Origin of the sequence: Streptomyces fulvoviolaceus (assembly GCF_000718165.1) — a bacterium.
Taxonomy (GTDB): Bacteria; Actinomycetota; Actinomycetes; order Streptomycetales; family Streptomycetaceae; genus Streptomyces; species Streptomyces fulvoviolaceus.
In genome coordinates this window covers 157,932-184,206 of sequence record NZ_JOEY01000007.1, presented here as the reverse complement: position 1 = coordinate 184,206, position 26,275 = coordinate 157,932, and the positions used below count along the sequence as shown (strand labels likewise).

Below are 26,275 nucleotides of genomic sequence, written 5' to 3'. Positions count from 1 at the left end.
GCTCCTCTGTGTCATGGCTCCCACGCTACGGATCCCGCCTGCCCGCCCGGCAGATCCGCTTGTACGGACTCCGGCAGGACAAATGTCACGGGCCTCGCCCTCGACCGGCCAACCGACCTGACACCCCGTCAGGAGCCTTCACAAGTAAGGACTGCTGGGCTATACAGAGGGCGCCGGACTGGAACGCGTTCTAGATCGGCCCGCTAGCGACCTCGGTGCGGCCGACGGTGCGGACGGCCGTACCGAGGTCTCCGATCCTTCAGGGAGCCGCATTGCCCATCGACGAAGCCGTGGCCCTCGCCGCCGAGCCCCGGTCCGGCGAGATCTCCTGGAACTCCAAGGACGTCCAGCTCTACCACCTCGGTATCGGAGCAGCTGCAAATCCTGACAAACGCAGCCCCGCCACCGACCCCGACGAGCTGCGCTACACCCTGGAGTCCCGGCTGCACGTCCTGCCGAGCTTCGCCACCGTCGCGGGCAACGGCTCGCCCGGCGTGATCAGCGGCCTGTCCATGCCGGGCGTGGAGGTCGACCTCGCCAAGGTCCTGCACGGCGGCCAGTCGCTGACCGTCCACCGGCCCCTCCCCGTGCAGGGCACCGCGACCGCCACCGGCCGTATCGCCGCCGTGTACGACAAGGGCAAGGCCGCCGTCCTCGTCATGCGCACCGAAGTCGCGGACGCCGAGGGCCCGTTGTGGACGAACGACGCCCAGATCTTCGTACGGGGAGAGGGCGGCTGGGGCGGCGACCGGGGTCCGTCCACCCGCCTTGAACCACCCACCGGCGAGCCCGACCGGACCGTCGAGCGCCCGGTCCGCGAGGACCAGGCCCTGCTCTACCGCCTCTCCGGCGACTGGAACCCGCTGCACGCCGACCCGGAGTTCGCCAAGGTCGCCGGGTTCGAGCGGCCCATCCTGCACGGACTGTGCACCTACGGGATGACCCTCAAGGCGGTCGTCGACACGCTGCTCGGCGGGGACGTGACCCGGGTGCGGTCGTACGACACACGGTTCGCCGGAGTCGTGTACCCGGGGGAGACCCTGCGCATCCGCATGTGGGACCGAGGGGGCTCGGTCCGGGTCGCCGTGAGCGCGGTCGAGCGGGACGACGCGCCCGTGCTCGCCGACACCATCGTCGAACACTCCTGAGTCAGCCCGTTGTCGAGGGGAGCCGCACCATGCGCGCAGCCGTACTGCACGAGATCGGCCAGGACAAGCTGGAGGTCCTCGACGACGTCGAGGCGGTGGGCTTCGGCCCAGGCAGGGTGAGGGTCCGGGTGAGGGCCGCCGGGCTGTGCCACTCGGACCTGTCCGCGATGGCCGGCGTCCTGCCGCAGCCGGCGCCCTTCGTACCAGGGCACGAAGGCGCGGGCGAGATCCTCGAAGTCGGGGAGGGAGTGAGCAACCTGAAGCCCGGCGACCGGGTGGTCGTGTGCTGGCTGCCCGCCTGCGGTGCCTGTCCTGCCTGTAGGCGCGGCCAGACCGAGCTGTGTCTGGCCGGGTTCATGAACGCGGGGACGCCCAACTTCAAGCGCCCCGGCGGCGACGTCTTCGGCATGGCCGGCACCGGGACGTACACCGAGGAGGTCGTCGCCGACGCGGGGTGCGCGGTGCCGATCCCGGACGACGTGCCCTTCGACATAGCCGCCCTCATCGGCTGCGGGGTCACCACGGGCCTGGGCGCCGCCCTGAACACCGCTGACGTGGAGGCCGGTTCGTCGGTCGCCGTCATCGGCTGCGGCGGCGTCGGCATCTCCGCGATCCAGGGCGCGCGGCTCAAGGGCGCCGCCGAGATCGTCGCCGTCGACCCGGTTGCCTCGCGCCGTGAGGCCGCGCTCGAGTTCGGCGCCACCCGCGCGGTCGCGCCGGACGAACTGCCCGACGCCAAGCAGCAGGTCACCGCCGGCGAGGGCTTCGACTACGTCTTCGAGGTCGTCGGCAAGTCCGCGACCGCCCGCACGGCCTACGACAACACCCGGCGCGGCGGCACCCTGGTCGTCGTCGGCGCGGGCGCCATGGACGACCTCCTTCAGCTCAACATGTTCGAGCTGTTCTTCGACGAGAAGCGGATCCTGCCCTCCCTCTACGGCGGCGGGGACGTCCTGCGCTCCTACGAGCGGACCATCGCCCTGTGGCGGGCCGGCCGCGTCGACCTGGAGGGCCTGATCACCCACCGGGTGCCGCTGAGCGAGATCAACGAGGCGCTCGACCAGATGCGCACCGGGACCTCGCTGCGCACCTGCATCGAGATCTGAGGGATCTGAGGGATCTGAGGGAGTCGTATGTCACTGCCACTGGAGGGGCTCTCCGCGATCGTCACCGGCGCCGGCCGCGGACTCGGCCGGGCGGAGGCGCTCGAACTCGCCCGGCTGGGCGCGGCCGTCGTCGTCAACGACTACGGCCAGCCGGGCCGGGACGGGTCCGGCGTGGCCTCCGCCGGACCCGCCGAGCAGGTCGCCGACGAGATCCGGGCCACGGGCGGGAAGGCGCTCGCCCACACCGGGGACGTCGCCGATTTCCAACAGGCCCGTAGGCTCGTGGAGTTGGCGATCGCCGAGTTCGGCAGCCTGGACATCCTGGTCAACAACGCGGGCATCCTGCGCGACCGCATGGTCTTCTCCATGACCGAGGGCGAGTGGGACGCGGTGATCCGGGTCCACCTCAAGGGCCACTTCAACACGACCCGTTTCGCGGCCGAGCACTGGCGCGAGCGGTCGAAGGCGGCCGGCGGGCCGGTGTTCGGGCGGATCGTGAACACCTCGTCGGAGGCGTTCCTCGCGGGCTCCGCCGGACAGCCCAACTACGCGGCCGCGAAAGGGGGAATCGTCGGGCTCACCACGTCGACGGCCCTCGCGCTCGCCAAGTACGGCGTGACCGCCAACGCCATCTGCCCGCGCGCCCGCACCCGGATGACCGAGGACGTCTTCGCGGGATTCGAGCAGCCGGACGAGGGACTCGACCCGCTCGCCCCGGAGCATGTCGCCCCGCTCGTCGGCTACTTGGCCTCACCCGCCGCCGCAAACGTCAACGGCCAGCTGCTCGTCGTACACGGAGGGATGGTGGCCGTCGTCGAACGGCCGCGGGTACAGGCGAAGTTCGACAGCAAGCAGGACGCGTTCACGTACGACGAGCTGGATGCCGTCCTGACCCCGCACTACGCGCGGCGGCCGTCGGGAGAGACGTTCGGCGCGGCGGAGGTCCTGGGACTCAAGCGCGGGTAGGTACGTGGAAGGGGCCCGCGCGTCCACTGACACGCGGGCCCCTTCGACATACCGTCAGGCAGCCGTCTCGGCTTCCTCGACCGGCTTGCGGTGACGGCCGCGAGGGGCCGTCTCACCGTCGTGGACCGAGACCGGACCCCGGTGCCGGCCTTGGCCGGCGTCTTCCTGGGTCTCGGTGCGCAGCGGCTGCATGGTGGTTGCGTCGCTCATCGGAAGGTTCACCCCGTCAACATGATCTTTCTAACAGCCGGGCGAGTTTAACCGGGCTGCGGAGGGGTGAATCCAGACGGCCACGCCAACCGCCACTACTTCGTTACAAGATTGCCCAGAGGTGCTTGCTGCAAAGGCACAGGACGGGGTGCGACAGGCTCCGGAGGATCCGATTCCGGCGACTTGGCGGCCGTCCCGCCGTCCCCGGCCGGATCCTCCGGGCCTGCGTCCCCCGACCCCGTGGCCCCCGTATCCCCCGTTTCCCCCGGCCCCCCGGCTTCCCCCGAAGGTGCCGCCATCCGTGCCACCCCGCACGGTGCCGCCGCTGTGGCGTACGGCAGTTGGAGCACCCCGTCCTTCGTCCACAGCCCGGCGCCCGCCAACCACCCTTCGGGCGCCGGGAGATGGTGGACCTGTCGTTCGGCGGGCCGCCACACGCCCACCCAGCTGCCGAACGGGCCGTCGACGCGCAGCGCCACCGCACAGCTCTCCGGCATCAGCACCTGCCCCGGCTGGATCGCGAACGGCGTCACCGCGCAGTCGGGCACCCGCAGGCACTCCGGGAAGCGCACCGGCAGCGTGCTGCCGAGCACGCCCCAGCCGAGCCGGTCGTGCCCCGGCGAGGGCGCGTCCGAGCGGATCAGCAGCAGCCCGCTGTCCGGGTCGGCGAGCAGCAGCCGGTCGTTGCTGCCGGACGCGATCTGCAGCAGCGCGGAGACCTCACCGGCCCGTTCCAGGTCCACCACGATCGCCTTGGTGCACCCGCCGACCTCCCGGTCCAGGGCCAGCATCCGTCCCGTGCGGTCCAGCCACACCCCGCCCGAACAGCGCCCCGGGATCTCCGCCAGGTGCTCGGGCCCGAAGGCCCCGCCCGCCACCTGCCACACGGCACTGGAACGCCGGCCCACGGCGAGGGCGTACGCCGTCTCGCCGCCCGGCGCCGGCGGCAGCAGCCGTAGGACCGTGCCCTCGTCGGGGCACTCGACGGCGCCCAGCGGCAGCTCGCCCGTGTCGGGTCCGGTCGGGTAGAGCAGGGAGAAGTTGTGCCGCCCGTCCGCGAACCGGCGGATCAGCACCCGCCCGTCGCCCATCGGCTGCACCTCGGTACCGGGCTCCTCGGGCTGGTTGCCGGGCAGCGGCACCGCGTACGGCTCGGGGCCGTCCAGCGTCCAGCGCTCCGGGAACCAGGAGTCGCCGGACGGCGCGAGGCGGGCGGCGTAGGAGCCGTCGACGGTGATCACGCATCCTGCCTCCGAGGGCCACCCCTCTTCGTCCGCCGTCGTGGGCTCGATCGCACAGGCCGTCATCGTTCGGTCACCTCCGGCGACGAAACTAGTTTTCGCACGCACACGCGTGGGACCGGCCGCATCCTCTTCACACATAAGGGTGGCCAAGAATCGATTCGCCTGAGGAAACGGGGGCGGGTGTGCTGAGCGGCACCGCAAGTGGTGCCCCGGGTGGCCCCGGAAGCGGTGGCGGTTCATCGGCACAGGCCAGCCAGGTAGCCTTTAGCCGTGCCCCGTCTGTCTGAAGTCATTGCCGCGCTGGAGAACCTGTGGCCCGCCGAGCGGGCCGAGTCCTGGGACGCGGTCGGCACTGTCGTGGGCGACCCCGACCAGGAGGTCGACAGGGTTCTCTTCGCCGTCGACCCGGTCCAGGAGATCGTCGACGAGGCGGTGAAGCTGGGCGCCGGCCTGCTGGTCACCCACCACCCGCTCTACCTGCGTGGTACGACGACGGTCGCGGCGACGCACTTCAAGGGCAGGGTCGTCCACACCCTCATCAAGAACGACATCGCGCTGCACGTCGCCCACACGAACGCGGACACCGCCGACCCGGGTGTCTCCGACGCCCTCGCGGGCGCGCTGGACCTTCGTGTCGTACGACCGCTGGTGCCGGACCCGTTGGACAGGGAAGGTCGCCGGGGCCTCGGCCGTATCTGCGAGCTGGACCATCCGCTGTCCCTCGGTGAGTTCGCTCGGAAAGCCGCCGCACGCCTGCCCGCCACCGCGCAGGGCATCCGGGTGGCGGGTGACCCCGGGGCGACGATCCGTACGGTCGCTGTCAGCGGCGGCTCCGGCGACAGCCTCTTCGACCAGGTTCGCGCGTCCGGCGTCGACGCCTTCCTCACCGCGGACCTGCGTCACCACCCGGCCTCCGAGGCCGTCGCCCAAAGCCCCCTCGCGCTGCTCGACGCGGCGCACTGGGCCACCGAGTGGCCCTGGTGCGAGCTGGCCGCAGCCCAGCTCGACGAGATCTCCGACCGCAAGGGATGGGGCCTGAGGGTCCACGTCTCCAAGACGGTCACCGACCCCTGGACCGCCCACGCGGCGTCCACCATCGCCACCGAAACACTGGGAGCCCCCAACTGAACGCCGCGCCCGCCGACCAGATCCGACTCCTCGACGTCCAGGCCCTCGACGTACGCCTGCAGCAGCTCGCGCACCGGCGGAGGTCCCTGCCCGAGCACGCCGAGATCGAGACGCTGACCAAGGACCTGACCCAGCTGCGCGACCTCCTGGTGGCCGCGCAGACCGAGGAGAGCGACACCACCCGCGAGCAGACCAAGGCGGAGCAGGACGTCGACCAGGTGCGCCAGCGCGCCGCCCGCGACCAGCAGCGCCTGGACTCGGGTGCCGTGACCTCCCCCAAGGACCTGGAGAACCTCCAGCGCGAGATCACCTCCCTCGCCAAGCGGCAGGGTGACCTGGAGGACGTCGTCCTGGAGGTCATGGAGCGCATCGAGTCCGTGCAGGAGCGGGTCGTCGAGCTCACCGGGCGCGTCTCGTCCGTCCAGTCGAAGATCGACGACGCGACCGCGCGCCGTGACGCCGCGGTCGAGGAGATCGACGGCGAGGTGGCCACCGTGACGAAGGAGCGTGAGGTCATCGCCGGCACGATCCCCGCGGACCTGCTCAAGCTCTACGACAAGCTGCGCGAGCAGCAGGGCGGCATCGGTGCGGCCAAGCTGTACCAGCGCACCTGCCAGGGCTGCCGCCAGGAGCTGGCGATCACCGACATCAACGAGATCCGCGCGGCCGCACCGGACACGGTTGTCCGCTGCGAGCAGTGCCGCCGCATCCTGGTGCGCACGTCCGAGTCCGGCCTCTAGGAGCCTGCTGCCGTGCGGGAGTTCATCGTCGAGGCCGACGGCGGGTCACGGGGCAACCCGGGGCCCGCGGGCTACGGATCCGTGGTGATCGACGCGGCGACGGGGGAGACCCTGGCCGAGGCGGCCGAGTACATCGGCGTCGCCACGAACAACGTGGCCGAGTACCGGGGGTTGGTGGCCGGCCTGCGCGCCGCGCATCAGCTGGACCCCGCCGCGTCGGTCCATGTCCGCATGGACTCCAAGCTCGTCGTCGAGCAGATGTCGGGCCGCTGGAAGATCAAGCACCCGGACATGAAGCCGTTGGCGACGGAGGCGGCCCGTATCTTCCCGCCGGACCAGGTCACCTACGAGTGGATCCCCCGGGAGAAGAACAAGCACGCGGACCGGTTGGCCAACGAGGCGATGGACGCGGGGAAGCGGGGGGAGCAGTGGTCGGCGTCGGAGTCGACGGCGGAGCTGGACGCGCGCGCGGCCAGGGCGGCGGCTCCTGAACCGTCCGGCCCACCGGGCGACGCGGCCGCAGGCGCGGCGCGGGCACGCGCGGCGCTGGCTTCTTCGTCCGGTGGAACCAAGAAGGCCGAGGCCGACGTACGCGCAGCGAGCGTCGTCGCGAGCCCCGGCTGGGCCCCCGCCGACATGGGCGCGCCGGCAACCTTCGTACTGCTGCGGCACGGTGAGACCCCGCTGACCCCCCAGAAGCGGTTCTCGGGCAGCGGCGGCACCAACCCCTCCCTCTCCGACGTCGGCCGGGACCAGGCCGAGCGGGTCGCCGCGGCACTGGCCAGGCGCGGCACGATCCAGCACATCGTCGCCTCCCCCCTCGCCCGTACCCGCGAGACCGCCGCGGCCGTAGCCGCCCGTCTCGGCATCGAGGTCACCGTCGAAGAGGGCCTGCGCGAGACCGACTTCGGCGCGTGGGAGGGCCTCACCTTCGGCGAGGTCAGGGAGCGTTACCCCGACGACCTGAAAACCTGGCTGTCCGACCCGGAGGCCGAACCGACCGGTGGCGGCGAGAGTTTCGCGGCCACCGGGACCCGTATCGCCGCCACCCGCGACAAGCTGGTCGCCGCGTACGCGGGCCGCACCGTCCTGCTCGTCACGCACGTGACCCCGATCAAGACGTTCGTACGGCTAGCCCTCGGCGCCCCGCCCGAGTCCCTGTTCCGCATGGAACTGTCGGCGGCCTCGCTGTCGGCGGTGGCGTACTACGCGGACGGCAACGCGAGCGTACGGCTGCTCAACGACACGTCGCACCTGCGCTGAGCCCCGCGGCCGCACGGGCCAGCGCCTCGATCCGGCCCCAGTCGCGCGCGGCGATCGCGTCCGCCGGGAGCATCCAAGTCCCGCCCACGCAGCCGACGTTGGGGAGGGCCAGATACTCGGGCGCGTTGCCGGGACCGATCCCCCCGGTCGGACAGAACCGGGCCTGCGGCAACGGACCGGCCAACGACTTCAGATACGCCGTACCGCCCGCGGCCTGCGCCGGGAAGAACTTCATCTCCCGCACCCCACGCTCCAGCAGCGCCACGACCTCCGACGTCGTCGACACCCCCGGCAGGAACGGCAACCCCGACGCCCGCATCGCCTCCAGCAGTACGTCCGTCCAGCCGGGGCTCACGAGAAAACGCGCCCCGGCCGCCACGCACTCCGTCACCTGCTCCGGCGTGATGACCGTGCCCGCCCCGACCACCGCGCCCGGCACCCCGTCGGCGATCGCCCGGATCGCCTCCAGCGCGACGGGCGTCCGCAGCGTCACCTCGATCGCGGGCAGCCCGCCGGCGACCAGCGCCCGGGCGAGCGGTACGGCGTCGGCCGCGTCGTCGAGGACGACGACGGGGACGACGGGCGCGAGGTCAAGCAGAGATGAGGCCATGGCGTCCATGACCTCATCCTGCCCAAGCGGTGCACTGTGCGCAAAGAGCGTTGCATCCTATGCAACGGGCGTGACGCCTCTAGTGGATCTCATCCACCAGCACGTCCAGCGACCACGCCTTCCCGGCCCCCTTCGGAGGCTCGACCTCCACCACGTACCCGAGGTCCCGCAGCGCCTCGACCAGCTCGGCCGGGCCCTTCGGTGCGATTCCGGATGTCAGCAGGCTCCGCACGATCCGCCCCTTGGTCGCCTTGTTGAAGTGGCTGACCACCTTGCGGGTGGGCGCGTGCAGCACCCGCACGCTCGCCGTCCGCCCGGCCACCTCGCCCTTCGGCTTCCAGGCGGACGCGTACGCGGAGGACCGCAGGTCCAGCACGAGCCCGGCCCCGGCCGCCTCGGGAAGCGCCGCCGCCATCGCCGTACGCCAGAACGCGCCCAGCGCCCCGAGCCCGGGCAGCTTCACGCCCATCGAGCAGCGATAGGAGGGGATCTTGTCGGTCACCCGGACCGCTCCCCACAACCCGGAGAAGACGAGTAGCGAGCGGGCGGCGCGCTTCTTCGCGGCGGCGTCCAGGGACGCCAGGTCGAGGGCGTCGTACAGCACACCCGTGTAGATCTCCCCGGCGGGCCGCGCCCCGGCCGTCCGCAGCTCCGTGTTCTTCGCGACCTCGCCCCGCAGGCCCTCGCTCAACCCGAGCACCTCGCGCGCCTTGTCCTCGTCGCCGACACACAGCTCGACGAGTTCGCCGAGGATCGCCTCACGGGCGGCGCTGAGTTCCGGCAGCGACAGCGACTCCAGCTTCAGCGGGGCGCCACGGCCGGAGGATGCCTTGCCTTCGGAAGGCGGCAGCAGGACAAGCACGGATGATCTCCTTCGGTAGAGCTCTGCGACAGCGTACGGCGTGCCACCCGCCCGCCCCCGCCCTACGCTCGCTGTATGCCCCGCCGCCACATCCGCGTGACCGGCGCCCCCGAAGCCCTTCTCCGGGCGGCCCTCACCGCGCTGCGTACCGAACTAGGTGTGCCCGAGAGCTTCCCGGCCGAGGCGATGGCCGAGGGGGAGCGAGCGGCACGGATGTCTTTCGGGACGGTGTATGACGCCACCGACATCCCCTTCTTCACCATCGACCCGCCCACCTCCACCGACCTGGACCAGGCGATGCACCTGTCCCGGCAGGGCGCCGGCTACCGCGTGCGGTACGCGATCGCGGACGTCGCCGCCTTCGTCGTACCCGGCGGAGCGCTGGACGAGGAGACGCACCGCCGGGTGATGACCCTCTACTTCCCGGACGAGAAGACCCCGCTGCACCCCACCCTCCTCAGCGAGGGCGCCGCGAGCCTGCTCCCGGACCAGGTGCGCCCGGCGGCCCTCTGGACGATCGACCTCGACGCGGACGGCCGTACGCGCGACGTCGACGTCCGCCGCGCCCTCGTCCGCAGCCGGGCCAAGCTCGACTACGAGGGCGCGCAGAAGGAAATCGACGGCAAGACGGCTGAGGAGCCGCTCGCGCTGCTCGCAGAGGTCGGGCAGTTGCGCGAGGCGCTGGAGGTCGAGCGAGGCGGAATCTCCCTCAACGTCCCCGAGCAGGAGATCGTAGAGCGGGACGGTACGTACGAGCTGACCTACCGCGCCCCTCTCCCCGCCGACGGCTGGAACGCCCAGATCTCCCTGCTGACGGGGATGGCGGCGGCGGATCTGATGCTGGCGAGTGGCACGGGTGTGCTCCGCACCCTCCCCGCCGCACCGGACGGCGCGGTAGGCCGCCTCCGCCGTATTGCCCACGCCCTGCACATCGACTGGCCGCACCACGTCTCGTACGCGGCCCTCATCCGCTCCCTCGACCCGCACCGCCCCCACCACGCGGCCTTCCTCCAGGAGTGCACGACCCTCCTGCGCGGCGCCGGCTACACCGTCTTCCGGGACGGGGTCCTGCCGGACATCACCACGCACGCCGCGGTCGCCGCGCCGTACGCCCACTGCACGGCCCCGCTGCGTCGCCTGGTCGACCGGTACGCGTCGGAGATCTGCCTCGCGGCCGCCGCCGACGTCGCGCCGCCCGACTGGGTGCTCGCCGCCCTCGACGCGCTGCCCCACGAGATGGCCGGGGGCGGTCGGCTCGCGGGCACGGTCGAGCGCGAGTGCGTCGACATCGTCGAGGCCGCGCTGCTGAAGGACCGGGTGGGGGAGGAGTTCGACGCGTGCGTGGTGGAGGTGGAGGAGCGCCAACCGGACGTGGGGACCGTGCAGTTGGAGTCGCCGGCGGTCATCGGTCGGATCGAGGGGGAGCATCTGCCGCTGGGGGAGCGGCTGCGGGTGCGGCTCACGCAGGCCGATCCGGGAGCGGCGAAAGTGCGCTTCGCGCCTGCGTGATGGTGTGCCACGATCGAGGGAACGGGTCCCGATCTCTTGGACAGGTGATCTTCCGATGTCTCAGTCTGGCGAGCGACCGAAGGAGGGGCGTGACATGACTGCCATGGCCCACGAGCCGCTCACGCAGGCAGAGGTTCTGCTGGAGGGTTTTCTCGCCCTGGACACCCCTGAGGGTTTCCGGGCCGAGCTGATCGAGGGGGAGATCGTTGTGACGCCGCCGCCGGACGGGGATCACGAGGACTACATCAGTCTGATCGTGGACGACGTGATCAGGAAGTCGCGAACCCGCATGCAGTTCTCCGGGAACAAAGGCCTGAAGCTGAAGAGCGGGGGCGGCTTTCCCAAGGATCACGCAATCCCCGACGGTACGTTCGCCCCTAGGGAACTGCGGCTCTACAGGGGCGCCGACTCCTGGATGCCCTGCGAGGGCGTCGCCGTGGTGTTGGAAGTGACCTCCACCAAGCCCAAGGCCGACCGCGAGGCCAAACGCCGCTGCTACGCCCGCGGCGGCATCCCCCTCTACCTGCTTGTCGACCGTGAGGCTTCCTCGATCACGCTGTTCAGCGACCCGGAGAGGGACGACTACCGCGAGCAGTGCACCCGCCCCCTCGGCAAACCGCTCACCCTCCCGGAACCCTTCGCCTTCGAGCTGGAGACCGCGGACTTTCTCTGAGCCCCCCGGCGTTGCACCCTGCGGACGACGGACAGGGGGCGCCGCGTGGAACAGGCATTGTGGACCAGGGCGCGGCTCGGCCGGTGCGGGCCGCCGCTCGACCTGCTCACCGCCCGCTTCGACAAGCATGTCTACGCCCCGCACGCCCACGACGAGTTCACCATCGGCGTGTGCGTCGGCGGCTCCGAGCTCATCGACTACCGCGGCGGCCACATCCGTACGGGCCCGGGCTCCATCGTCGTCCTCGGCCCGGGCGAGATGCACACCGGCGGCCCCGGCAACGCCACCGACGGCTACGCCTACCGCGCCCTGTACGCCGGGCCCCCGCTACTGACCGACGGCACCCTCGCCGGCGGCCTCCCACACTTCCGCGAACCCCTCCTCGACGACCCCGAACTGGCCGCCGCCCTCCGCCTCACCCACACCGAACTCAGCGCCTGCCCCGACCCGTTGGAGACCGAGTCCCGCCTCCCATGGCTACTGACGGCGCTGGCCCGCCGCCACTCCACGGCCCGAGCCGCCTGCGACCTGGTCCCCGGCGCCGACCGCATCGCCCAGGCGATCCGCGACCGCCTCGCCGACGAACTCCTGGACCCACCCTCCCTCGCCGACCTCGCCGCCGACCTGGGCCTGTCCCGCTACCAGCTCCTGCGCGCCTTCCGTACGACGATGGGGATACCGCCGTACGCCTGGCTGGCGCAGTACCGGGTGGGCCGGGCGCGTGGGTTGCTGGAACGCGGCTTGAGGCCGGCGGAGGTCGCGGGCCTGGTGGGCTTCGCCGACCAGGCGCACCTGACGCGGTGGTTCCGGCGGGTGCTGGGGGTGACGCCGGCGGCGTACCGCAACAGCGTTCAAGACGGGCGCCGTTGATGTGGTGAGCATGGCCGCATGACTGCACGCGGCTGGTTCCTGTTCTCCCTGATGGGAGTGGTCTGGGGCATCCCCTACCTGCTGATCAAGGTGGCGATGGAAGCGGACCTGTCCCCGTCGATGGTGGTGTTCACACGCTGCGCGCTGGGCGCCGTACTCCTGCTCCCCTTCGCGATACGGCAGGGCGGTCTGACGGGGGCGGTCCGGACCCACTGGAAGGCGATGCTGGCCTTCGCGGTCATCGAGATCATGGGCCCCTGGTACACGCTGACGGACGCCGAACGGCACCTGTCGAGCTCCACAGCGGGGCTGCTGATCGCGGGCGTACCGATCGTGGGGGTGGTCCTGGCCCGCTTCTTCGGCGATACGGAGAAGCTGGGCGTGCGGAGGGTGACCGGTTTGGGACTGGGGCTGGCCGGGGTGGGCGTCCTCACGGTCCCGCACCTGACCGGCGGGGACGTGAAGTCGATGGCCGAGGTACTCGTGACAGTGCTGGGCTACGCGACGGCCCCGCTGATAGCCGCCCGCCACCTGAAGGATGTCCCGTCGCTCCAGCTAACGGCGCCGTGCTTGGCGCTGGCGGCGGTGGTGTACGCCCCCGCGGCGGCGGTGACCTGGCCTTCCACTGTCCCCTCGGCCGAGGTGTTGGCCTCCCTGGCCGGCCTGGGCGTGATCTGCACCGCGCTCGCCTTCATCGCCTTCCTGGAGCTGATCAAGGAGGTCGGCCCGACCCGGGCGACGGTGTTCACGTACGTCAATCCGGCGGTGGCGGTGGCAGCGGGCGCCGTGTTCCTGGACGAGCCGCTGACTCTGGGGATCGGGGCGGCCTTCGCCCTGATCCTGGCGGGCTCGGTGCTGGCCACGGCGGGCCCGGCCCGCGCAACGGCGGAACCAGTCTGCCCCGATCGCCCGGTAACATGGTCGACACGGCAGACGAGCCGGGCGGACGGCCGCGTGGAGTCCCCTCTAGGAGGGCTCCCCGAGGAACGTCCGGGCTCCACAGGGCAGGGTGATGGCTAACGGCCACCCGGGGTGACCCGCGGGACAGTGCCACAGAAAACAAACCGCCCGGCGCTTCGGCGCTGGGTAAGGGTGAAACGGTGGTGTAAGAGACCACCAGTGCCCAGGGCGACCTGGGCAGCTAGGTAAACCCCACCCGGAGCAAGGTCAAAAGGAAACACCCCGGTGTTTCTGCGCGGACGTTCGAGGGCTGCCCGCCCGAGTCCGTGGGTAGACCGCACGAGGCCGGCGGCAACGCCGGCCCTAGATGGATGGCCGTCTCCCCGGCCGCCGCGAGGCGACCGGGCGACAGAACCCGGCGTACAGCCCGACTCGTCTGCCGCTACCTGCGGCTTTGCCTTGGGAAGGGCCTCTGATCTGCGACGGAGGCCCTTTCCGGTCTTTCGGGGGCTTGTCGTGTTAGGCGGCGAAACGTTCCTCGGAAGTCCCTCAGGCAGAGCTGAAAGTCCCTGAAAAGTCCCTGGAGCGGAGGGGCGGATGACGCCTCTGAGCTGGTTCGGGTCGATGGGAGTTCACGCTGTCGCTCTACCCCGCAGTTTGTAACTGCCGTGAGGTAGGAGGTGGTCTGCGGTGGAGTGTTCGTGGTCTGGGGCCGGTGCACTCGTAATGCGTAGGTCTCGGGTTCGAATCCCGAAGGCGGCTCCATGGGAAACCGCAGGTCAGGCCTCTGACCTGCGGTTTCTTTATTGGGTTGGCCTTGGAATGTGCGTGCCGAGGGCTTCTCCGGGCTGTGCATGGAATGCGTAGGCCAGCGGTTTCACTCCTTGGGTTCGGTGGGGGTGTGCTGGCTCCCAATAGTGCTGCTGACGTGCGGTTTTCTGAAGCGCTACTGATGCGCTGGTCAGTATCGGCAGGGGGAGGGGTGGCCAACGGGTGGCCATCCGTGCAGCGGCGGTGCACGGAGCGGGTCGGGGGTTGCGTTGGCGGAGGTTGCGATGGGCTTACCGCTGTTGTGGGGGCTCAACAATGCGGCTGGTCTGCGTGCATGGTTCGTGGCGCCCGGCGGGGATCAGGAACAGACCGTTCCGCGGCCCGGCCTCTGCCCATGTCTGTCTCAGTCGCGTTCCGGTCAGCCGGTCGCCAGGAGCACTACGCGTCGATGGCCAGCCCCTTTGCTTCCAGCACGGCGGCCAGGTTGCTCACCTCGATCGTGCTCTTTCCGGAGCGGTAGGCGGCGATGTAGGCGTCCTCGGCCTCGATCCGCTCCTGCGACTTGCGGATGACGTCCGCCACGTCCTCGCGCCGTACGACCACCACGCCGTCGGCGTCCGCGCGCACCACGTCTCCGGGGTGAACGATCTCGCCGCCGATCAGCACCGGCTCGGCCATCGGCCCGACGGTCTCCTTGACGGTGCCCTTCATGCAGACGCTGTAGGAGAACACCGGGAAGCCGAGTGCGCGCAGGTCCTGCGTGTCGCGGACCCCGGTGTCGGTGACCAGGCCGCCAAGTCCCTTGGCCACGCAGGCGTTTGCGAGGACGTCGCCGAAGGATCCGGCCTCCGCGTACTCGCCGGCCGAGACCACGATGACGTCGCCGGGCTGCGCGTGGGCGATGGCCACCTGCAGCATGATGTTGTCGCGGGGCGCGCAGCGCACGGTGAACGCGGGGCCGCACAGGGACATGCCGGGGTCGACCGGTTTGATCGTCGAGTCGAGTGCGCCGAGGCGGCCCTGTGCCTCGTGGATGGTGGCGGCGGAGTATGCGCTCAGCTGCTTGACGAGCGCCGGGTCCGGCCGGTCGAACTTGGTGTTGACGCGGATCATGTCGCTCCTTCAGTACAGGGCCGCGCAGGCGCGGGCGATGCGCTCGCAGGCCTCGGTGAGGACGTCGGTCGAGGTGGCGAAGGAGATGCGGAAGTAGCCCGGTGCGCCGTACGCGCCGCCGTGGATCACCGCTACCTGCTGCGACTCCAGCAGGTAGCGGGTGAACTCCTCGTCCGTGCCGATCACTTCGCCTGTGGGGGTCTGCTTTCCGAGTACATCCGCGCAGTTGACGAAGGCGTAGAAGCCGCCGCTGGGTGGGGTGCAGGACAGGCCCCGGATGTCGTTGATCAGCTTCAGTGTCACGTCGCGGCGGCTGCGGTAGACGGCGACACACTCGCGTACGAAAGCCTGGTCGCCGGTGAGCGCGGCGGCGGCGGCGGCCTGGCTGACCGACGACGGGCACGACGAGATCTGCGACTGCAGGGTGTTGATCGCGGCCACCAGCGAGGCGGAGCCGACTCCGTAGCCGATACGCCAGCCGGTCATGGCGTAACTCTTGGAGACGCCGTTGGTGAGGAACACCCGGTCGGTCAGGCGTGGTTCGGCGGCGGCGAGGCTGGGGACCTGGCCCGGTTCGTACCAGATCTCGTCGTAGATCTCGTCCGTCAGGACCTGGACGTGCGGGTGGGCGAGCAACACGTCGGCCAGGGCTTTGAGTTCGCCGATGGTGTAGGCGGCGCCGGTGGGATTGCTCGGGGTGTTGAGGATCACCCAGCGCGTCCGGTCGGTGATCGACGCCTCCAGGCGCTGCGGGGTCAGCTTGAAGCCGTCCGCTTCCGGGCAGTCGACGACGACCGGCGTGCCGTCGTTGGCGAGGACCATGTCCGGATAGGACACCCAGTAGGGAACGGGGATGATCACCTCGTCGCCCGCGTCCAGCGTGGCCATCAGCGCGAGGAAGATGACCTGCTTCGCTCCGCCGCCGACGGTGATCCGGTCGTCGGAGCAGGGGAGTCCGTGGCGCTCCGCCAGCTTGTGCGTGATGGCGGCGCGCAACGCTGGTGTTCCGTTGACCGGGGTGTACTTGGTCTCGCCCTGCCGGATCGCCTCGATCGCGGCTGCCTTCACATGGTCGGGGGTGTCGAAGTCCGGTTCGCCGACGGTGAGATCGAGGATGGCGAGACCCTGGGCCTTGAGCTCGCGTACGCGCTGGGCGGCCGCGGTGCTCGGTGACGGCTTGATGCGCCGTACGCGCTGGGCGGTCGTCGTCCCCATCAGTCGGCCCGCCTTTCGAAGTTGAGGCCGCCCGGCACCTGGAACGTCGGCAGGATCTCCACATGCCCGATGTTCACGTGGCGCGGTGAGTCGATGGCGAACTCGATGGCGTCGGCGATGTCCTCCGGCTTCAGCGACTCGTAGCCGTCGTAGAACTGCCGCTGTGCCTCCTCCATGTCGCCGAGGAGACGGCCGAAGATCTCCGTCTCCACCCGGCCCGGGCAGATCTCGGTGACGCGGATCCGGCGGCCGTATCCGTCGACGCGGAGCTGACGGGAGAGCGTGTGCACGGCCGCCTTGGTGGCGTGGTAGATCGTGTTGCCGCCGAAGTTGTAGACGCCGGCGATCGAGCTGATGTTGACGATGTGCCCGAGGTCGCGTTCCACCATCCCCGGCATGACCAGGCGTACGAGGTGCAGCACGGCCTGGATGTTGACGGCGATCTGCTCGTCGACGGCGAACTCGTCGGCGGTGAGGATGTTCCCGGTGCGGGAGACCCCGGCGTTGTTGACCAGGACGTCGACCTTCAGGCCCCGCAGGGTCTCGGTGAGGGCGGCGGTGTCGGTGATGTCGATCGCGTGCGGGGTGCAGCCCGTACGCCGGGCGAGGTCGTCGAGGCGCTCGGCGTTACGGGCGACGGCGTGGACCTGGAGCCCTTGTTTGGCGAGCCGCTCGACGACCACCGCTCCGATTCCGGTGGAGGCACCGGTCACCAGAGCAGTCCTGTAGTCGGAAAAGGGCATGTGGATGTACTCCTAGAGAGATGTGGGGGGTTATGCGTCGCGCAGCGGCAGGTGTGCCCTGTCCTGCACCCGGGACACCGCGATGAGCGTGCCGAGGGCGGTGAGGACCGCGTAGAAGGCGGGCATGTTGGTGTTGCCGGTCTTGTCGATGAGGTACGTCATCAGCAGGGGTGCCGTGCCGCCGAAGAGGGCGGCGGAGACGTTGTAGCCGAGCCCGTAGGCGGAGTAGCGCACCCGGGTCGGGAAGAGCTCGACGAGCAGGATGTGGATGACGCCGGTGTGGCCGGCGAAGACGACCGCCATGATGCAGGCGCCGAGGATGGCGAGCGGGACGCTGCCGGTGCCGATGAGCAGGTAACAGGGGATGCCCACGACGGCCATGGCGATCGCGGCGCCCGAGAGGACCTTCTTGCGCCCGACGCGGTCGGAGAGGCGGCCCATGTAAGGGATCGCCATACAGATGGCCACCAGGCTGGTCGCGGTCACGAGCAGGCCCTGCACCTTGCTGAAGTGCAGCTCGGTGTTCATGAAGGTCGGCATGTAGCTGAACAGGACGTAGTAGCCGGAGCCGTTCATGAGCGGGATGAACAGGGCGAGCAGCATCGCGCGGCGGTGTTCGGCGGAGGAGAAGGCCTCCTTGAGCGGGTTCTTCGACAGGCCGCCCTCTTCCTTCAGGCGGTTGAAGTTGGGGGTGTCGCTGATCCGCTTGCGGATGTAGATGCCGGTGATGCCGAGCGGGACGGCGAGCAGGAACGGGATACGCCAGCCCCACGACTCCATGCGGTCCGCGCCCAGGCCGCTGGTCATGGCGGCGGCGATCAGCGTGCCGGTGAGCAGGGAGAGGAACGAGGCGATCTGGGCGTAGCTCGTGTAGAGGCCGCGCTTGCCCTCGGGGGCGTGCTCGGCGAGGAAGCTCATCGCGCCGGAGGCCTCGCCGCCGACCGAGAAGCCCTGGGCGACGCGGAGCAGGATGAGCAGGGCGGGGGCCGCGATGCCGATGCTCGCGTAGGTCGGCAGGACGCCGATCGCCGCCGTGGCGACGCTGATCAGCATGATGACGAAGACGAGCATGCGCTGGCGGCCGATGCGGTCGCCGAGGTGGCCGCAGATGATCCCGCCGAGGGGGCGGAAGAAGAACGAGACGGCGTAGCCGAGGAAGACGAACTGGACGGCGGTCGCGTTGTCGGTGTTCGGGAAGAAGACGACGGCGAGGGTGCCGGCCATGAAGCCGAAGATGCCGTTGTCGTAGAGCTCGGCGAAGATGCCGACGCATCCGGCGAGGGTGACTTTTCGCGCTGTTCTCGGATCGACGGTGCCTGGCACCGGCTGAGCGGCCACGGTACTCATGACGTTCTCCTGTCTGCTGGCAGGTGATGAGGAGTGGGGACGGGGCTGACGGTGCGTGCGGGGCTTGTGGGGATGCGCAGGACGTCGAAGACGGTGCGCACCCGGTTCTTGAGGGCGTGGACGGCGCCGCGCTGGGCGCGGTGGGCGGCCACCGCCTCGGCGACGGTCCGGCGCCGGAAGCGGACGGACTGGCCCGGTCCGACCTGGCCGAGGGCCGACAGGCCGGTGGCGGTCACGACCGCGAGCACGGGATAGCCGGCGGTGACGCCGCGGCCGCGGTGCAGGACGAGCAGTTCATCGCCCGCGGGGACCTCGACGGCTCCGACGGGGACGCCGCGCGAGAGGACCTCGCCGGTGGCGACTCGCCTGGGGACGTCACCGGGGGAAGAACCGGCCATCCGCAGTCCGATGTGGTTGCTCTGCGGGCTCACCGTGAACTCCGAACGGAAGAGCCTGTCGGCCGTGTCACCGAACTCGGTGAGGTCGGGGCCGTCGGTCACGTCGATCGTCCACAGCGTGGGGAAGTGGTGGGCCGGTGCGCGCAGCCGGAACAGCGGGATGCGGAACTCCGGGTGGTCGACGGGCGGGCAGTGCCGCTGGAGGCCGAGCTCGTCGCCGTCGCGCAGGGAGCGGCCGAAGCCGAGGATCGTGTCGGGGGCGCAACTGCCTTGCAGGGAAGGGGCGTTCACCGAGCCGAGCACGGCCAGATAGACGCGGATGCCATGCCGGATGCCGCTGATGCGGATCGTCTCGCCGGACCGTACGGAGAGGGGTTCCCATTGCGGTCGTACGACGCCGTCGACGGTCAGGTCGGCGGGCGCGCCGGTGACCGCGACGAGTACGTCGGTCGAGGGCGTACAGCTGAAGTCCAGTGCGGTGATCTCCAGCAGCGGCGCGCCCTCGTCGTTGCCGCAGAGCACGTTGGCGACGCGGGCGGAGTGCTGGTCGAGGGCGCCGTTGACGGGGAGGCCGTAGCGGGAGCGTCCGAAGCGGCCCAGGTCCTGCACCGACGCCATGCCGGCCCGATGGATGGTGAGGGTGTCAGCCATGCGTCGCCGCCAGGGGTCGGCCCGCGTGGTCGTCCCACTGCTCGGGTGCGATCGGTACGAAGCGGAAGGTGTCGCCGGGCCGGTACGCCGTCAGCGGGTCGGCGTCGAGGTCCTCGAGGACGCGCAGGGGAGTGCGACCGAGCAGGGGCCAGCCGCCGGGCGACGGCATCGGGCAGATCACGGCCTGCCGCCCGGCCACCGCGACCGATCCGGGCAGCACGTGTGTCCGCGGCGACGCCAGCCTCGGCACCGGCCTGGGGAACGCCGGGCCGTCCATCATGGGAGCGCCGGCCGGTGCGCCGAGGCAGCGGACGGTGAGGTCCGCACCGCAGTGCAGCTCCACGACCTCCCGCTCGCTCACCCCCAACTGCTCGGCGACGACGGGCAGATCGGGGCCGAACTCGCCGCCGTACACCACCGGGACGACGAACCGCCGCGTGCTGGAGGGCCGTACCGGACCCGTGCCGAGCCGGTCGGCCTCGTGCCGCAGGACGCGTCGTACCGTCGCGTGGTCGGTGTCGGTGCAGTCGAACTCGACGAGCAGCGAGTCGTACGTGGGCACGATGCCGTGCACTCCGTCGAGGCGTATGGCGTCGAGCGCGTCGGCCAGGGCGTGCACGACCTGCCAGGCGCGCTCGGCGTCCATGCCGACGGCCTTGGCCACGACGGCCGAGTCGCCGCAGTCCACGATGACGACGCTGCCGCCGTCCGGAGTGACCTCGCTGCCGTCCATGTCAGGCGGCCTTGTGGTCGAGTACGTCGACCAGGGCGGCGATCTTGACACCCGCGGCGAGCAGGTCCTCGCGCACGCGGTGGGCGAGGGCGATGGCACCCGGGGTGTCGCCGTGCAGCAGTACGGTGTCGCAGTCGACGGGGAGGTCACGGCCGCCGACGCTGCGGATGACGCCCTCGGTCACCATGCGGATCGTGCGCTCGGCGATCTCCTTCTCGTCGTGGATGACCGCGCCGGGCTCGCTTCTCGGCACCAGCGTGCCGTCGTCGCGGTAGGCCCGGTCGGCGATCCCGACGATGCCCACCCGCAGGTCGCGGGCGCGGGCGGCGTCGGCGAGTTCGCCGTCCTGCGCCAGCACGATCAGCGACGGGTCCAGCGAGGCGACCGCGTCGGTCACGGCCTGCGCGTAGTCGGGCCGGGTCGCGACCAGGTTGCCGAGCCGGCCGTGCGGTGCCACATGGCGTACGCGGGTGCCGTGCGCGGCGGCGAACGCCTGGAGCGCGCCCACCTGGTAGAGCACGTCGGTGCGGACCTCGTCCGGTGTCAGGTCCATCGCGCGGCGGCCGAACCCGACGAGATCCGGGAAGCTGGGGTGGGCGCCCACGGCCACGCCGCGTTCCACGCAGTGGCGGACGGTGGCGTCCATGATGCGCGGGTCGCCTGCGTGGAAGCCGCACGCGATGTTGGCCGAAGTCAGCACGTCGAGGAGGGCCTCGTCATCGCCCATGGTGTAGGTGCCGAACCCCTCGCCGAGGTCGGCCACGAGATCAACCATGTGCGTCATGACGTCCTCCGGATACCGGGTGAATGAAGAAGAAAACGGCGCCCGTAAAGGGGAATTAACTACGTCGTTACAATTCCCGTGGGACAAGCGGTCCGTGCGGTCGAGTGACCGGGGAAATCGCGTTTCGGTGAACGTAATCGGAAGGCGCGGGGGCGGCAAATATGCGTTGTGTGTGACGCAATCGCCGTTGGCTATGACCCGGTGCGCGCACGCCAAGGTCCGCCGGACGGCCTCGCGCCTACCATGAGGCTCCGCCCCGTGGAAGGCCCGCACATGGACACCAGGCGTCTCTACTCGTTCGTAAAGATCGTGGATGCCGGGAGCATCACGCGCGCGGCCGACATCCTGCACATCGCGCAGCCGGCGCTCAGTCAGCAACTCTCGGCGCTGGAAGCCCAGTTCAAGCAGCAGCTGTTGATCCGCAGCAAGCGCGGCATCGCCCCGACCGAGGCCGGCCGCGCGCTGTACCGTCACGCGCAGCTCATTCTGCGCCAGATCGACCTCGCGCACGCTGCGGTCGACGTCTCCGGACGGGCACCCGCGGGCAGCGTCTCGGTGGGGCTTGCCCCCTACAGCATGGGCGCGGCGCTCGCGCTGCCGCTGCTCAGGAGCGTGCGCGAGCGCTACCCCGACATCCTGCTGCACATCAACGAGAACTTCGGCGGCGTGATCAGCGAGGCGATCATGACCGGCCGTATGGACATGGCGTTCATCTACGGGGCCGGGCCGCTGCGGGGCGTGCAGTTCGAGCCGCTGCGCACCGAGGACCTGTTCCTGATCGCCGCGCCGGGCGGAGTCGTGCCACCCGGCGACGGCGACGTCCCCCTCGAAGAGCTGGCCGGTGTCGGCCTGTTGCTGCCCAGCCGCATCCACACCATCAGGCAGGTCGTCGACGCCGCGTTCCAGCACGCCTCGCTCGAACCCAAGGTGGTCGGTGAGATCGAGTCGGTCCTGACCTTGGTCAGCGCGGTGGGCGCCGACCTCGGGGCGACGGTCCTGCCCTGGTCCGCGGCGCGCGCGATCCTCGACGTGCGGAATCTGGTGGTACGGCGGATCGCCGACCCGGCGATCCAGGTCAAACTGTCCCTGTGTACCTCCGACCATCAACCGTTGTCGGAGCCCGCGCTCGCCGTGCACGACCTGTTCCATGAATTGATCACGGAATTCGGTGAAGGTGACACCTCAACGTAATGCATTCCAGTTTTCGATGGCGTCATGTAAAACGCCTATTTGCCCCCCGGATGCGTGCTGACTAGCTTTTTCGCGAATCGACGTCACCGGGAGAAACAGATGAAGCAGCGTGTGCTCACCACCCGGGCGGACCTCCCCGGCGGGGGTCTCGCCCGCCTGGAATCCCAGGCCCAGGTCGTGGGTTGGGCGGGCACGGGCAGTCCCGGTCCGGCGGATCTGGCCGTACTGGCGAGGGGCGTGAGCGCGATCCTGGCCCTGGGCAACGACCGGGTGGACGCCGCACTGCTGGACGCGGCCGGGCCCACGCTGCGCGTCATGGCGCTGGCGAGCATGGGCTACGACGTGGTCGACCGGGACGCGGCGGCCGAACGCGGTGTCGTGGTCACCCACACCCCCGGCGTTCTCGCCGAGACCACCGCCGACCTCACTTTCGCGCTCATCCTCATGGCGCGCAGACGGCTCGGCGCGGCACGCGACTCACTGGCCGCCGGTCGGTGGGACCTGTTCCGGATGGACGACTACCTGGGCCTGGACGTGCACGGTGCCACGCTCGGCGTGATCGGCTACGGCCAGATCGGACGAGCGGTGGCGCGCCGTGCGCAGGGCTTCGGCATGCGGCTCCTCCACCACGACCCGAGTGCACCCGACGACACCCTCTCCAGGTCCGTGGACCTACCCGCCCTCCTCGCCGAGGCCGACGTCGTTTCGCTGCACGTCCCCCTCACCCCGCAGACGCGTCACCTCATCGGCGCTGCCGAACTGGCGGCCATGAAGCCCACCGCCACCCTCGTCAGCACCTCGCGCGGTGGCGTCGTCGACGAGGACGCCCTGGTACGGGCACTGCGCGCCGGGGCCATCCACTCGGCGGGTCTGGACGTCTTCGAACGCGAACCCATGGGACGTGACCTCTCCCCGCTGGCCGGGGAGCCCCATGTGATCACGCTTCCGCACATCGGTTCGGCCACCGAGACCACGCGGGCCGCAATGGTGGACCTCGCGGTGGACAACATCCGGGACGTACTCACCGGAGGGCCGGCGCGCACTCCGCTGCCGGGCAGCTCGGCCACCCCGGGCTTGCGCCGCTGATGGAGAGCTTCGCATGCCGGGCAAGGGACCGAGCCAAGCTCTCATGAGGCGCTTCCCGAGCTGGGCGTCACTCTGAATGGTCTGTCGAAGACCGACAACTGCTATGTGTAAGTGCTGAGGTGCAGCGTTGGTGGCCCGGGGCGGCCAAGGGGTGGCCGGACGCCTTTGGACGGTGCAGCACCAGGTACCAGCGTCGATTACGGCGCATGCGGTCTGATCAGGCCAAACAGCATCCCGCAGCACCATCCGCCACCAGTCGGCATGATCACTCGTGGCCTCGTAATGCGTAGGTCTCGGGTTCGAATCCCGAAGGCGGCTCCAGCTGAGACCAGGTCAGATGCTCTCTGACCTGGTCTTTTGTGTTGCTCCCTGATGGTTGGTCAGCTTGCGGGGTGGACGTCCGAGGAGGGGAGCGCAAGGGGAGCGCATCGGGATTCGGTGATCCAGGTCTGTGACCTGGTCTTTTGTAGTGGGTGGTGATTCCGCTGTTGAATTCCTGCGGGAGTCCGCAAGCCGGAGGCTGGGGTCCGTCGTCGAAACAGCCAATAAGCAGGCCGCGCATCGGTTCCTGTGTGCGAGCAACGATGAGTGCGGAGCTTCTCCCCGACCGCAGCTGCCCTGAACCCTGAGTCCATGAAGATCCAGCGACCAGGAGCTCCTGTTGGGGTCCCACAAGTACTCGGCTGTGTTCCGAATTGATGCCGTCGCGCTGTACCGCCCCAATCCTGGGTGCCCGGTGGCGGCCGCGACCAAAGGCCTGGGGGTGGATCACGAGACGCTGCGCCTGTAGATCAGGCCGTCGAGGGGCCTGGACGCTGGTGATGAAGGGGGGAGGCGGACAGAGACGCCGAGATCGCCGCTCTGGGCAGGCGTGCGAGCTGGAACTGGAGCGCTAGATTCTGTGCCGGGCGGCCAAGTGCTCCGCGGGACACCAGGAGGACAAACCCGCCGAGGAGTGCGGCACGTACCTCCGCCCGGAGACCTGGGGCAAGCTTCCGGAGGCCGACGCGGACCGTGCGACACTCGCCGCGCTGAACGTCTCACAGCCCCCGGGTCGAGTCACGGGGGAGGTGGCAGCGTGTGCTAAGTCAGGACTGGAACCGGCACCTGTGGCGACCAATAAACCAAGATATAATAACTGCACCTATATATGTCAGGGGTGCTGTGGACAAGCCTGCTGAGATGTTCGACCGTGACTTCGAGTGGGCCGAGCTGACTCGGTTCGCCGCCTTGCCCGGTCCGCGGGCCACGCTCGGAGTGGTCTCCGGCCGTCGCCGTCAGGGCAAGACCTTCCTGCTCGACGCGGTCACCCGTGCCGGTGGCGGTTTCATGTTCACCGCCACCGAGACCACCGAGGCGGACGCCCTGCGCCAGTTCGGCGAGGCCCTGGCTCGGTATCGCGGTCAGCCCACCCCGTTCCGCTTCACGCACTGGGACGAGGCGGTCACCGAGCTCATGCGGATCGCCGACGCGGGCGGTCCCACCGTGGCGGTCATCGACGAATTCCCCTTCCTCGCCAAGGCCTCCCCCTCCCTGCCCTCGATCATCCAGCGCGCCCTGGACCCCGCCGCCCAGCACACCAACACCCCCGTACGCCTGCTGTTGTGCGGCTCCGCACTGTCATTCATGGGCAAGCTCCTGTCCGGCAACGCCCCGCTGCGCGGCCGCGCCGGCCTCGAACTCGTCGTCCCCACCTTGGACTTCCGCCTCGCCGCCGAGTTCTGGCAGATCACCGACCCGCGCACTGCCCTGCTCACCAACGCCATCGTCGGTGGCACCCCCGCCTACCGCCGTGAGTTCACCCAGGGCGACACCCCCGCCGACCCGGACGACTTCGACGCCTGGGTCACCCGCGCCGTCCTCAACCCGGCCCGCCCCCTGTTCCGCGAAGCCCGCTACCTGCTCGCCGAGGAACCCGAACTCCACGACACCGCGCTCTACCACTCCGTACTGGCCGCCATTGCCGCGGGCAACGCCGCACGCGGCGGCATCGCCGACTACCTCGGCCGCAAATCCACCGACCTCGCCCACCCGCTCGGCGTTCTCCAGGACGTTGGCATGATCACCCACGAAGCGGACGCCTTTCGCCGCAACCGTTCCGCCTACCGCATCGCCGAACCGCTCGTCACCTTCTACCACGCGGTCATGCGTCCGTCCTGGGGCGATCTGGAACGCCCCGGGCGGGCGCCCGATGTATGGCGGCGCGCTCAGTCCACCTTCCGCAGCAAGGTCGTCGGCCCGCACTTCGAGCAGGTCTGCCGGGAATGGGCCCGCTGGCACGCCGCGCCCGACACCCACGGCGGCCAGGTCACGCGGGTCGCCAGCGGCATCGTCAACGACCCCGCCGCCAAGACCAGCCACGAAGTCGACGTCGCCGTCCACGGCGAGACCGACGGCGGCCGCGAAACGCTGCTTTCCATCGGCGAAGCACAGTGGAACGACACGATGGGGGTCGGCCACCTGGAACGCCTCCGGCACATCCGCACCCTCCTGACCACACGCGGCACGGCCATCGAGGCAACGCGGCTGCACTGCTTCAGCGGCACCGGATTCACCGACGAACTGCATCACCTCGCCAAGGACGACCCCACGGTCCAACTGATCGACCTGCCCCGCCTCTACCAAGGCGAATGACCGTCTGCCGTCGCCTTCATGTTCGGCGTCAAGCGGAGCTTCACCCACGTCGCCATGGTCATGGGGCTCACCGCGCTCATCACCTTGACCGTGCTGCTCGGCAACCAGTTGAATCTGCCGTTCAGCGGCCTCCTCGCCGTCGACGCCTTGTCCTGCGCCCCCGTACTTCCTGGGCGTGTAGCGCTCGACGACATGCCGCCCCGCTAGCCGATCGGCTGCCGCTGACGTGTGCCGGGGCCACTCGCTCCCTGATGTGAGTTCAAGCTGGCGGTACCCGGCCAGGGGGAGCACCGCGGCGCCCGCGGCCCTGCTCCGCCACTCGGCCGAGGTCCCGCAGGCTGCCCCGGATCTTCCGGCGCGGGTGCCGGTCCAGATGCCTG

24 protein-coding genes, 1 other RNA gene and 1 pseudogene are annotated in these 26,275 nt (G+C 70.2%); 15 read left to right on the top strand and 11 right to left on the bottom strand.

What is annotated here, in order from left to right:
• Positions 1-272: 272 nt before the first annotated feature.
• From IG08_RS0109390 to IG08_RS0109380, 3 genes are read left to right on the top strand one after another with little or no spacing between them, the layout of a single operon-like run.
• Complete coding sequence (locus tag IG08_RS0109390) at positions 273-1,148, top strand: MaoC/PaaZ C-terminal domain-containing protein (RefSeq protein WP_030598742.1); 876 nt, start codon at positions 273-275, stop codon at positions 1,146-1,148.
• A gap of 29 nt (positions 1,149-1,177) precedes the next feature.
• On the top strand, positions 1,178-2,254 hold the full coding sequence (locus IG08_RS0109385) for a Zn-dependent alcohol dehydrogenase (RefSeq protein WP_030598739.1): 1,077 nt from the start codon (positions 1,178-1,180) through the stop codon (positions 2,252-2,254).
• A 27-nt stretch (positions 2,255-2,281) separates the two neighbouring features.
• Positions 2,282-3,220 carry a 3-oxoacyl-ACP reductase gene (locus tag IG08_RS0109380; RefSeq protein WP_030598737.1) on the top strand — a complete coding sequence of 313 codons (939 nt, stop codon included), beginning with the start codon at positions 2,282-2,284 and terminating at the stop codon, positions 3,218-3,220.
• Positions 3,221-3,274: 54 nt separating this feature from the next.
• Here IG08_RS0109380 and IG08_RS60610 read toward each other — a convergent pair whose 3' ends face one another.
• Together IG08_RS60610 and IG08_RS0109370 are read right to left on the bottom strand one after the other, a co-directional pair.
• Positions 3,275-3,430 (bottom strand): hypothetical protein, encoded by a 156-nt coding sequence (locus IG08_RS60610; protein ID WP_199820833.1) that lies wholly within the window; start codon positions 3,428-3,430, stop codon positions 3,275-3,277.
• 95 nt (positions 3,431-3,525) lie between these two features.
• On the bottom strand, positions 3,526-4,737 hold the full coding sequence (locus IG08_RS0109370; protein WP_030598735.1) for a hypothetical protein: 1,212 nt from the start codon (positions 4,735-4,737) through the stop codon (positions 3,526-3,528).
• A 207-nt stretch (positions 4,738-4,944) separates the two neighbouring features.
• Between IG08_RS0109370 and IG08_RS0109365 the strand changes: the two genes are divergently transcribed.
• Genes IG08_RS0109365 through IG08_RS0109355 form a run of 3 tightly spaced genes read left to right on the top strand, consistent with a single transcriptional unit; the run spans position 4,945 to position 7,805 of the window.
• On the top strand, positions 4,945-5,802 hold the full coding sequence (locus IG08_RS0109365) for a Nif3-like dinuclear metal center hexameric protein (protein WP_030598733.1): 858 nt from the start codon (positions 4,945-4,947) through the stop codon (positions 5,800-5,802).
• Positions 5,799-6,542 (top strand): zinc ribbon domain-containing protein, encoded by a 744-nt coding sequence (locus IG08_RS0109360; RefSeq protein WP_199820840.1) that lies wholly within the window; start codon positions 5,799-5,801, stop codon positions 6,540-6,542. Before IG08_RS0109365 ends, IG08_RS0109360 begins: the two co-directional genes overlap by 4 nt.
• Before the next feature lie 12 nt (positions 6,543-6,554).
• Positions 6,555-7,805, top strand: coding sequence for a bifunctional RNase H/acid phosphatase (locus IG08_RS0109355; protein ID WP_030598728.1), 1,251 nt, complete (start codon positions 6,555-6,557; stop codon positions 7,803-7,805).
• Here the strand turns inward: IG08_RS0109355 and eda are convergent.
• Together eda and yaaA are read right to left on the bottom strand one after the other, a co-directional pair.
• Positions 7,780-8,424, bottom strand: coding sequence for a bifunctional 4-hydroxy-2-oxoglutarate aldolase/2-dehydro-3-deoxy-phosphogluconate aldolase (eda, locus tag IG08_RS0109350; protein ID WP_030598726.1), 645 nt, complete (start codon positions 8,422-8,424; stop codon positions 7,780-7,782). The genes IG08_RS0109355 and eda overlap by 26 nt on opposite strands.
• Positions 8,425-8,494: 70 nt before the next feature.
• Positions 8,495-9,277 carry a peroxide stress protein YaaA gene (gene yaaA / locus IG08_RS0109345; protein WP_030598723.1) on the bottom strand — a complete coding sequence of 261 codons (783 nt, stop codon included), beginning with the start codon at positions 9,275-9,277 and terminating at the stop codon, positions 8,495-8,497.
• Between the two features lie 75 nt (positions 9,278-9,352).
• On the opposite strand from yaaA, the gene IG08_RS0109340 reads away from it, so the two are divergent.
• From IG08_RS0109340 to rnpB, 5 genes and pseudogenes are all read left to right on the top strand, one after another.
• Positions 9,353-10,786 carry an RNB domain-containing ribonuclease gene (locus IG08_RS0109340; protein WP_030598720.1) on the top strand — a complete coding sequence of 478 codons (1,434 nt, stop codon included), beginning with the start codon at positions 9,353-9,355 and terminating at the stop codon, positions 10,784-10,786.
• Positions 10,787-10,880: 94 nt separating this feature from the next.
• Positions 10,881-11,459, top strand: coding sequence for a Uma2 family endonuclease (locus tag IG08_RS0109335; RefSeq protein ID WP_030598718.1), 579 nt, complete (start codon positions 10,881-10,883; stop codon positions 11,457-11,459).
• A gap of 45 nt (positions 11,460-11,504) precedes the next feature.
• Entirely contained in the window at positions 11,505-12,329 is an 825-nt protein-coding gene (locus IG08_RS0109330; RefSeq protein WP_030598714.1) for a helix-turn-helix domain-containing protein, read from the top strand.
• Positions 12,330-12,347: 18 nt separating this feature from the next.
• Positions 12,348-13,130 (top strand): annotated as a pseudogene (locus IG08_RS62980) (DMT family transporter); the annotation flags it as partial.
• A gap of 133 nt (positions 13,131-13,263) precedes the next feature.
• Positions 13,264-13,668, top strand: an RNA gene (rnpB, locus tag IG08_RS55735) — RNase P RNA component class A.
• 770 nt (positions 13,669-14,438) lie between these two features.
• Here the strand turns inward: rnpB and IG08_RS0109315 are convergent.
• Genes IG08_RS0109315 through IG08_RS0109285 form a run of 7 tightly spaced genes read right to left on the bottom strand, consistent with a single transcriptional unit; the run spans position 14,439 to position 20,984 of the window.
• Complete coding sequence (locus IG08_RS0109315; protein ID WP_030598708.1) at positions 14,439-15,113, bottom strand: 4-carboxy-4-hydroxy-2-oxoadipate aldolase/oxaloacetate decarboxylase; 675 nt, start codon at positions 15,111-15,113, stop codon at positions 14,439-14,441.
• Positions 15,114-15,122: 9 nt separating this feature from the next.
• Positions 15,123-16,328 (bottom strand): aspartate transaminase, encoded by a 1,206-nt coding sequence (locus tag IG08_RS0109310; RefSeq protein WP_030598705.1) that lies wholly within the window; start codon positions 16,326-16,328, stop codon positions 15,123-15,125.
• Positions 16,328-17,071, bottom strand: a complete 744-nt coding sequence (locus IG08_RS0109305; protein WP_030598703.1) for an SDR family oxidoreductase — start codon at positions 17,069-17,071, stop codon at positions 16,328-16,330. The genes IG08_RS0109310 and IG08_RS0109305 overlap by 1 nt, the downstream gene beginning before the upstream one ends.
• A 30-nt stretch (positions 17,072-17,101) precedes the next feature.
• Positions 17,102-18,418 carry an MFS transporter gene (locus IG08_RS0109300; protein ID WP_030598701.1) on the bottom strand — a complete coding sequence of 439 codons (1,317 nt, stop codon included), beginning with the start codon at positions 18,416-18,418 and terminating at the stop codon, positions 17,102-17,104.
• Positions 18,415-19,467, bottom strand: coding sequence for a 5-oxoprolinase subunit C family protein (locus tag IG08_RS0109295; RefSeq protein WP_052424560.1), 1,053 nt, complete (start codon positions 19,465-19,467; stop codon positions 18,415-18,417). The genes IG08_RS0109300 and IG08_RS0109295 overlap by 4 nt, the downstream gene beginning before the upstream one ends.
• Positions 19,460-20,200, bottom strand: a complete 741-nt coding sequence (locus IG08_RS0109290) for a 5-oxoprolinase subunit B family protein (protein ID WP_030598695.1) — start codon at positions 20,198-20,200, stop codon at positions 19,460-19,462. The genes IG08_RS0109295 and IG08_RS0109290 overlap by 8 nt, the downstream gene beginning before the upstream one ends.
• A gap of 1 nt (position 20,201) precedes the next feature.
• Entirely contained in the window at positions 20,202-20,984 is a 783-nt protein-coding gene (locus tag IG08_RS0109285; protein WP_030598692.1) for a LamB/YcsF family protein, read from the bottom strand.
• A gap of 273 nt (positions 20,985-21,257) precedes the next feature.
• Between IG08_RS0109285 and nac the strand changes: the two genes are divergently transcribed.
• From nac to IG08_RS0109265, 4 genes are all read left to right on the top strand, one after another.
• On the top strand, positions 21,258-22,175 hold the full coding sequence (gene nac, locus IG08_RS0109280; RefSeq protein ID WP_030598690.1) for a nitrogen assimilation transcriptional regulator NAC: 918 nt from the start codon (positions 21,258-21,260) through the stop codon (positions 22,173-22,175).
• 99 nt (positions 22,176-22,274) lie between these two features.
• A complete protein-coding gene (locus IG08_RS0109275; protein ID WP_030598688.1) occupies positions 22,275-23,261 on the top strand; it encodes a 2-hydroxyacid dehydrogenase in 987 nt (328 codons plus the stop codon).
• Between the two features lie 1,182 nt (positions 23,262-24,443).
• The gene (locus IG08_RS0109270; protein WP_199820831.1) at positions 24,444-25,895 is read left to right on the top strand and encodes an AAA family ATPase; all 1,452 of its coding nucleotides are present in this window, start codon (positions 24,444-24,446) and stop codon (positions 25,893-25,895) included.
• 18 nt (positions 25,896-25,913) lie between these two features.
• Complete coding sequence (locus IG08_RS0109265) at positions 25,914-26,102, top strand: hypothetical protein (RefSeq protein ID WP_030598685.1); 189 nt, start codon at positions 25,914-25,916, stop codon at positions 26,100-26,102.
• The last annotated feature ends 173 nt before the right edge of the window (positions 26,103-26,275 follow it).

What these genes read in the sequence shown, in the direction of transcription:
- IG08_RS0109385 (WP_030598739.1), top strand. Translation starts at nt 1,178, where the DNA reads ATGCGCGCAGCCGTACTGCACGAGATCGGCCAGGACAAGCTGGAGGTC.
- IG08_RS0109380 (WP_030598737.1), top strand. Translation starts at nt 2,282, where the DNA reads ATGTCACTGCCACTGGAGGGGCTCTCCGCGATCGTCACCGGCGCCGGC.
- IG08_RS60610 (WP_199820833.1), bottom strand. Translation starts at nt 3,430, where the DNA reads ATGAGCGACGCAACCACCATGCAGCCGCTGCGCACCGAGACCCAGGAA.
- IG08_RS0109370 (WP_030598735.1), bottom strand. Translation starts at nt 4,737, where the DNA reads ATGACGGCCTGTGCGATCGAGCCCACGACGGCGGACGAAGAGGGGTGG.
- eda (WP_030598726.1), bottom strand. Translation starts at nt 8,424, where the DNA reads ATGGACGCCATGGCCTCATCTCTGCTTGACCTCGCGCCCGTCGTCCCC.
- IG08_RS0109340 (WP_030598720.1), top strand. Translation starts at nt 9,353, where the DNA reads ATGCCCCGCCGCCACATCCGCGTGACCGGCGCCCCCGAAGCCCTTCTC.
- IG08_RS0109335 (WP_030598718.1), top strand. Translation starts at nt 10,881, where the DNA reads ATGACTGCCATGGCCCACGAGCCGCTCACGCAGGCAGAGGTTCTGCTG.
- IG08_RS0109315 (WP_030598708.1), bottom strand. Translation starts at nt 15,113, where the DNA reads ATGATCCGCGTCAACACCAAGTTCGACCGGCCGGACCCGGCGCTCGTC.
- IG08_RS0109310 (WP_030598705.1), bottom strand. Translation starts at nt 16,328, where the DNA reads ATGGGGACGACGACCGCCCAGCGCGTACGGCGCATCAAGCCGTCACCG.
- IG08_RS0109305 (WP_030598703.1), bottom strand. Translation starts at nt 17,071, where the DNA reads ATGCCCTTTTCCGACTACAGGACTGCTCTGGTGACCGGTGCCTCCACC.
- IG08_RS0109300 (WP_030598701.1), bottom strand. Translation starts at nt 18,418, where the DNA reads ATGAGTACCGTGGCCGCTCAGCCGGTGCCAGGCACCGTCGATCCGAGA.
- IG08_RS0109295 (WP_052424560.1), bottom strand. Translation starts at nt 19,467, where the DNA reads ATGGCTGACACCCTCACCATCCATCGGGCCGGCATGGCGTCGGTGCAG.
- IG08_RS0109290 (WP_030598695.1), bottom strand. Translation starts at nt 20,200, where the DNA reads ATGGACGGCAGCGAGGTCACTCCGGACGGCGGCAGCGTCGTCATCGTG.
- IG08_RS0109285 (WP_030598692.1), bottom strand. Translation starts at nt 20,984, where the DNA reads ATGACGCACATGGTTGATCTCGTGGCCGACCTCGGCGAGGGGTTCGGC.
- nac (WP_030598690.1), top strand. Translation starts at nt 21,258, where the DNA reads ATGGACACCAGGCGTCTCTACTCGTTCGTAAAGATCGTGGATGCCGGG.
- IG08_RS0109275 (WP_030598688.1), top strand. Translation starts at nt 22,275, where the DNA reads ATGAAGCAGCGTGTGCTCACCACCCGGGCGGACCTCCCCGGCGGGGGT.
- IG08_RS0109270 (WP_199820831.1), top strand. Translation starts at nt 24,444, where the DNA reads ATGTTCGACCGTGACTTCGAGTGGGCCGAGCTGACTCGGTTCGCCGCC.
- IG08_RS0109265 (WP_030598685.1), top strand. Translation starts at nt 25,914, where the DNA reads ATGTTCGGCGTCAAGCGGAGCTTCACCCACGTCGCCATGGTCATGGGG.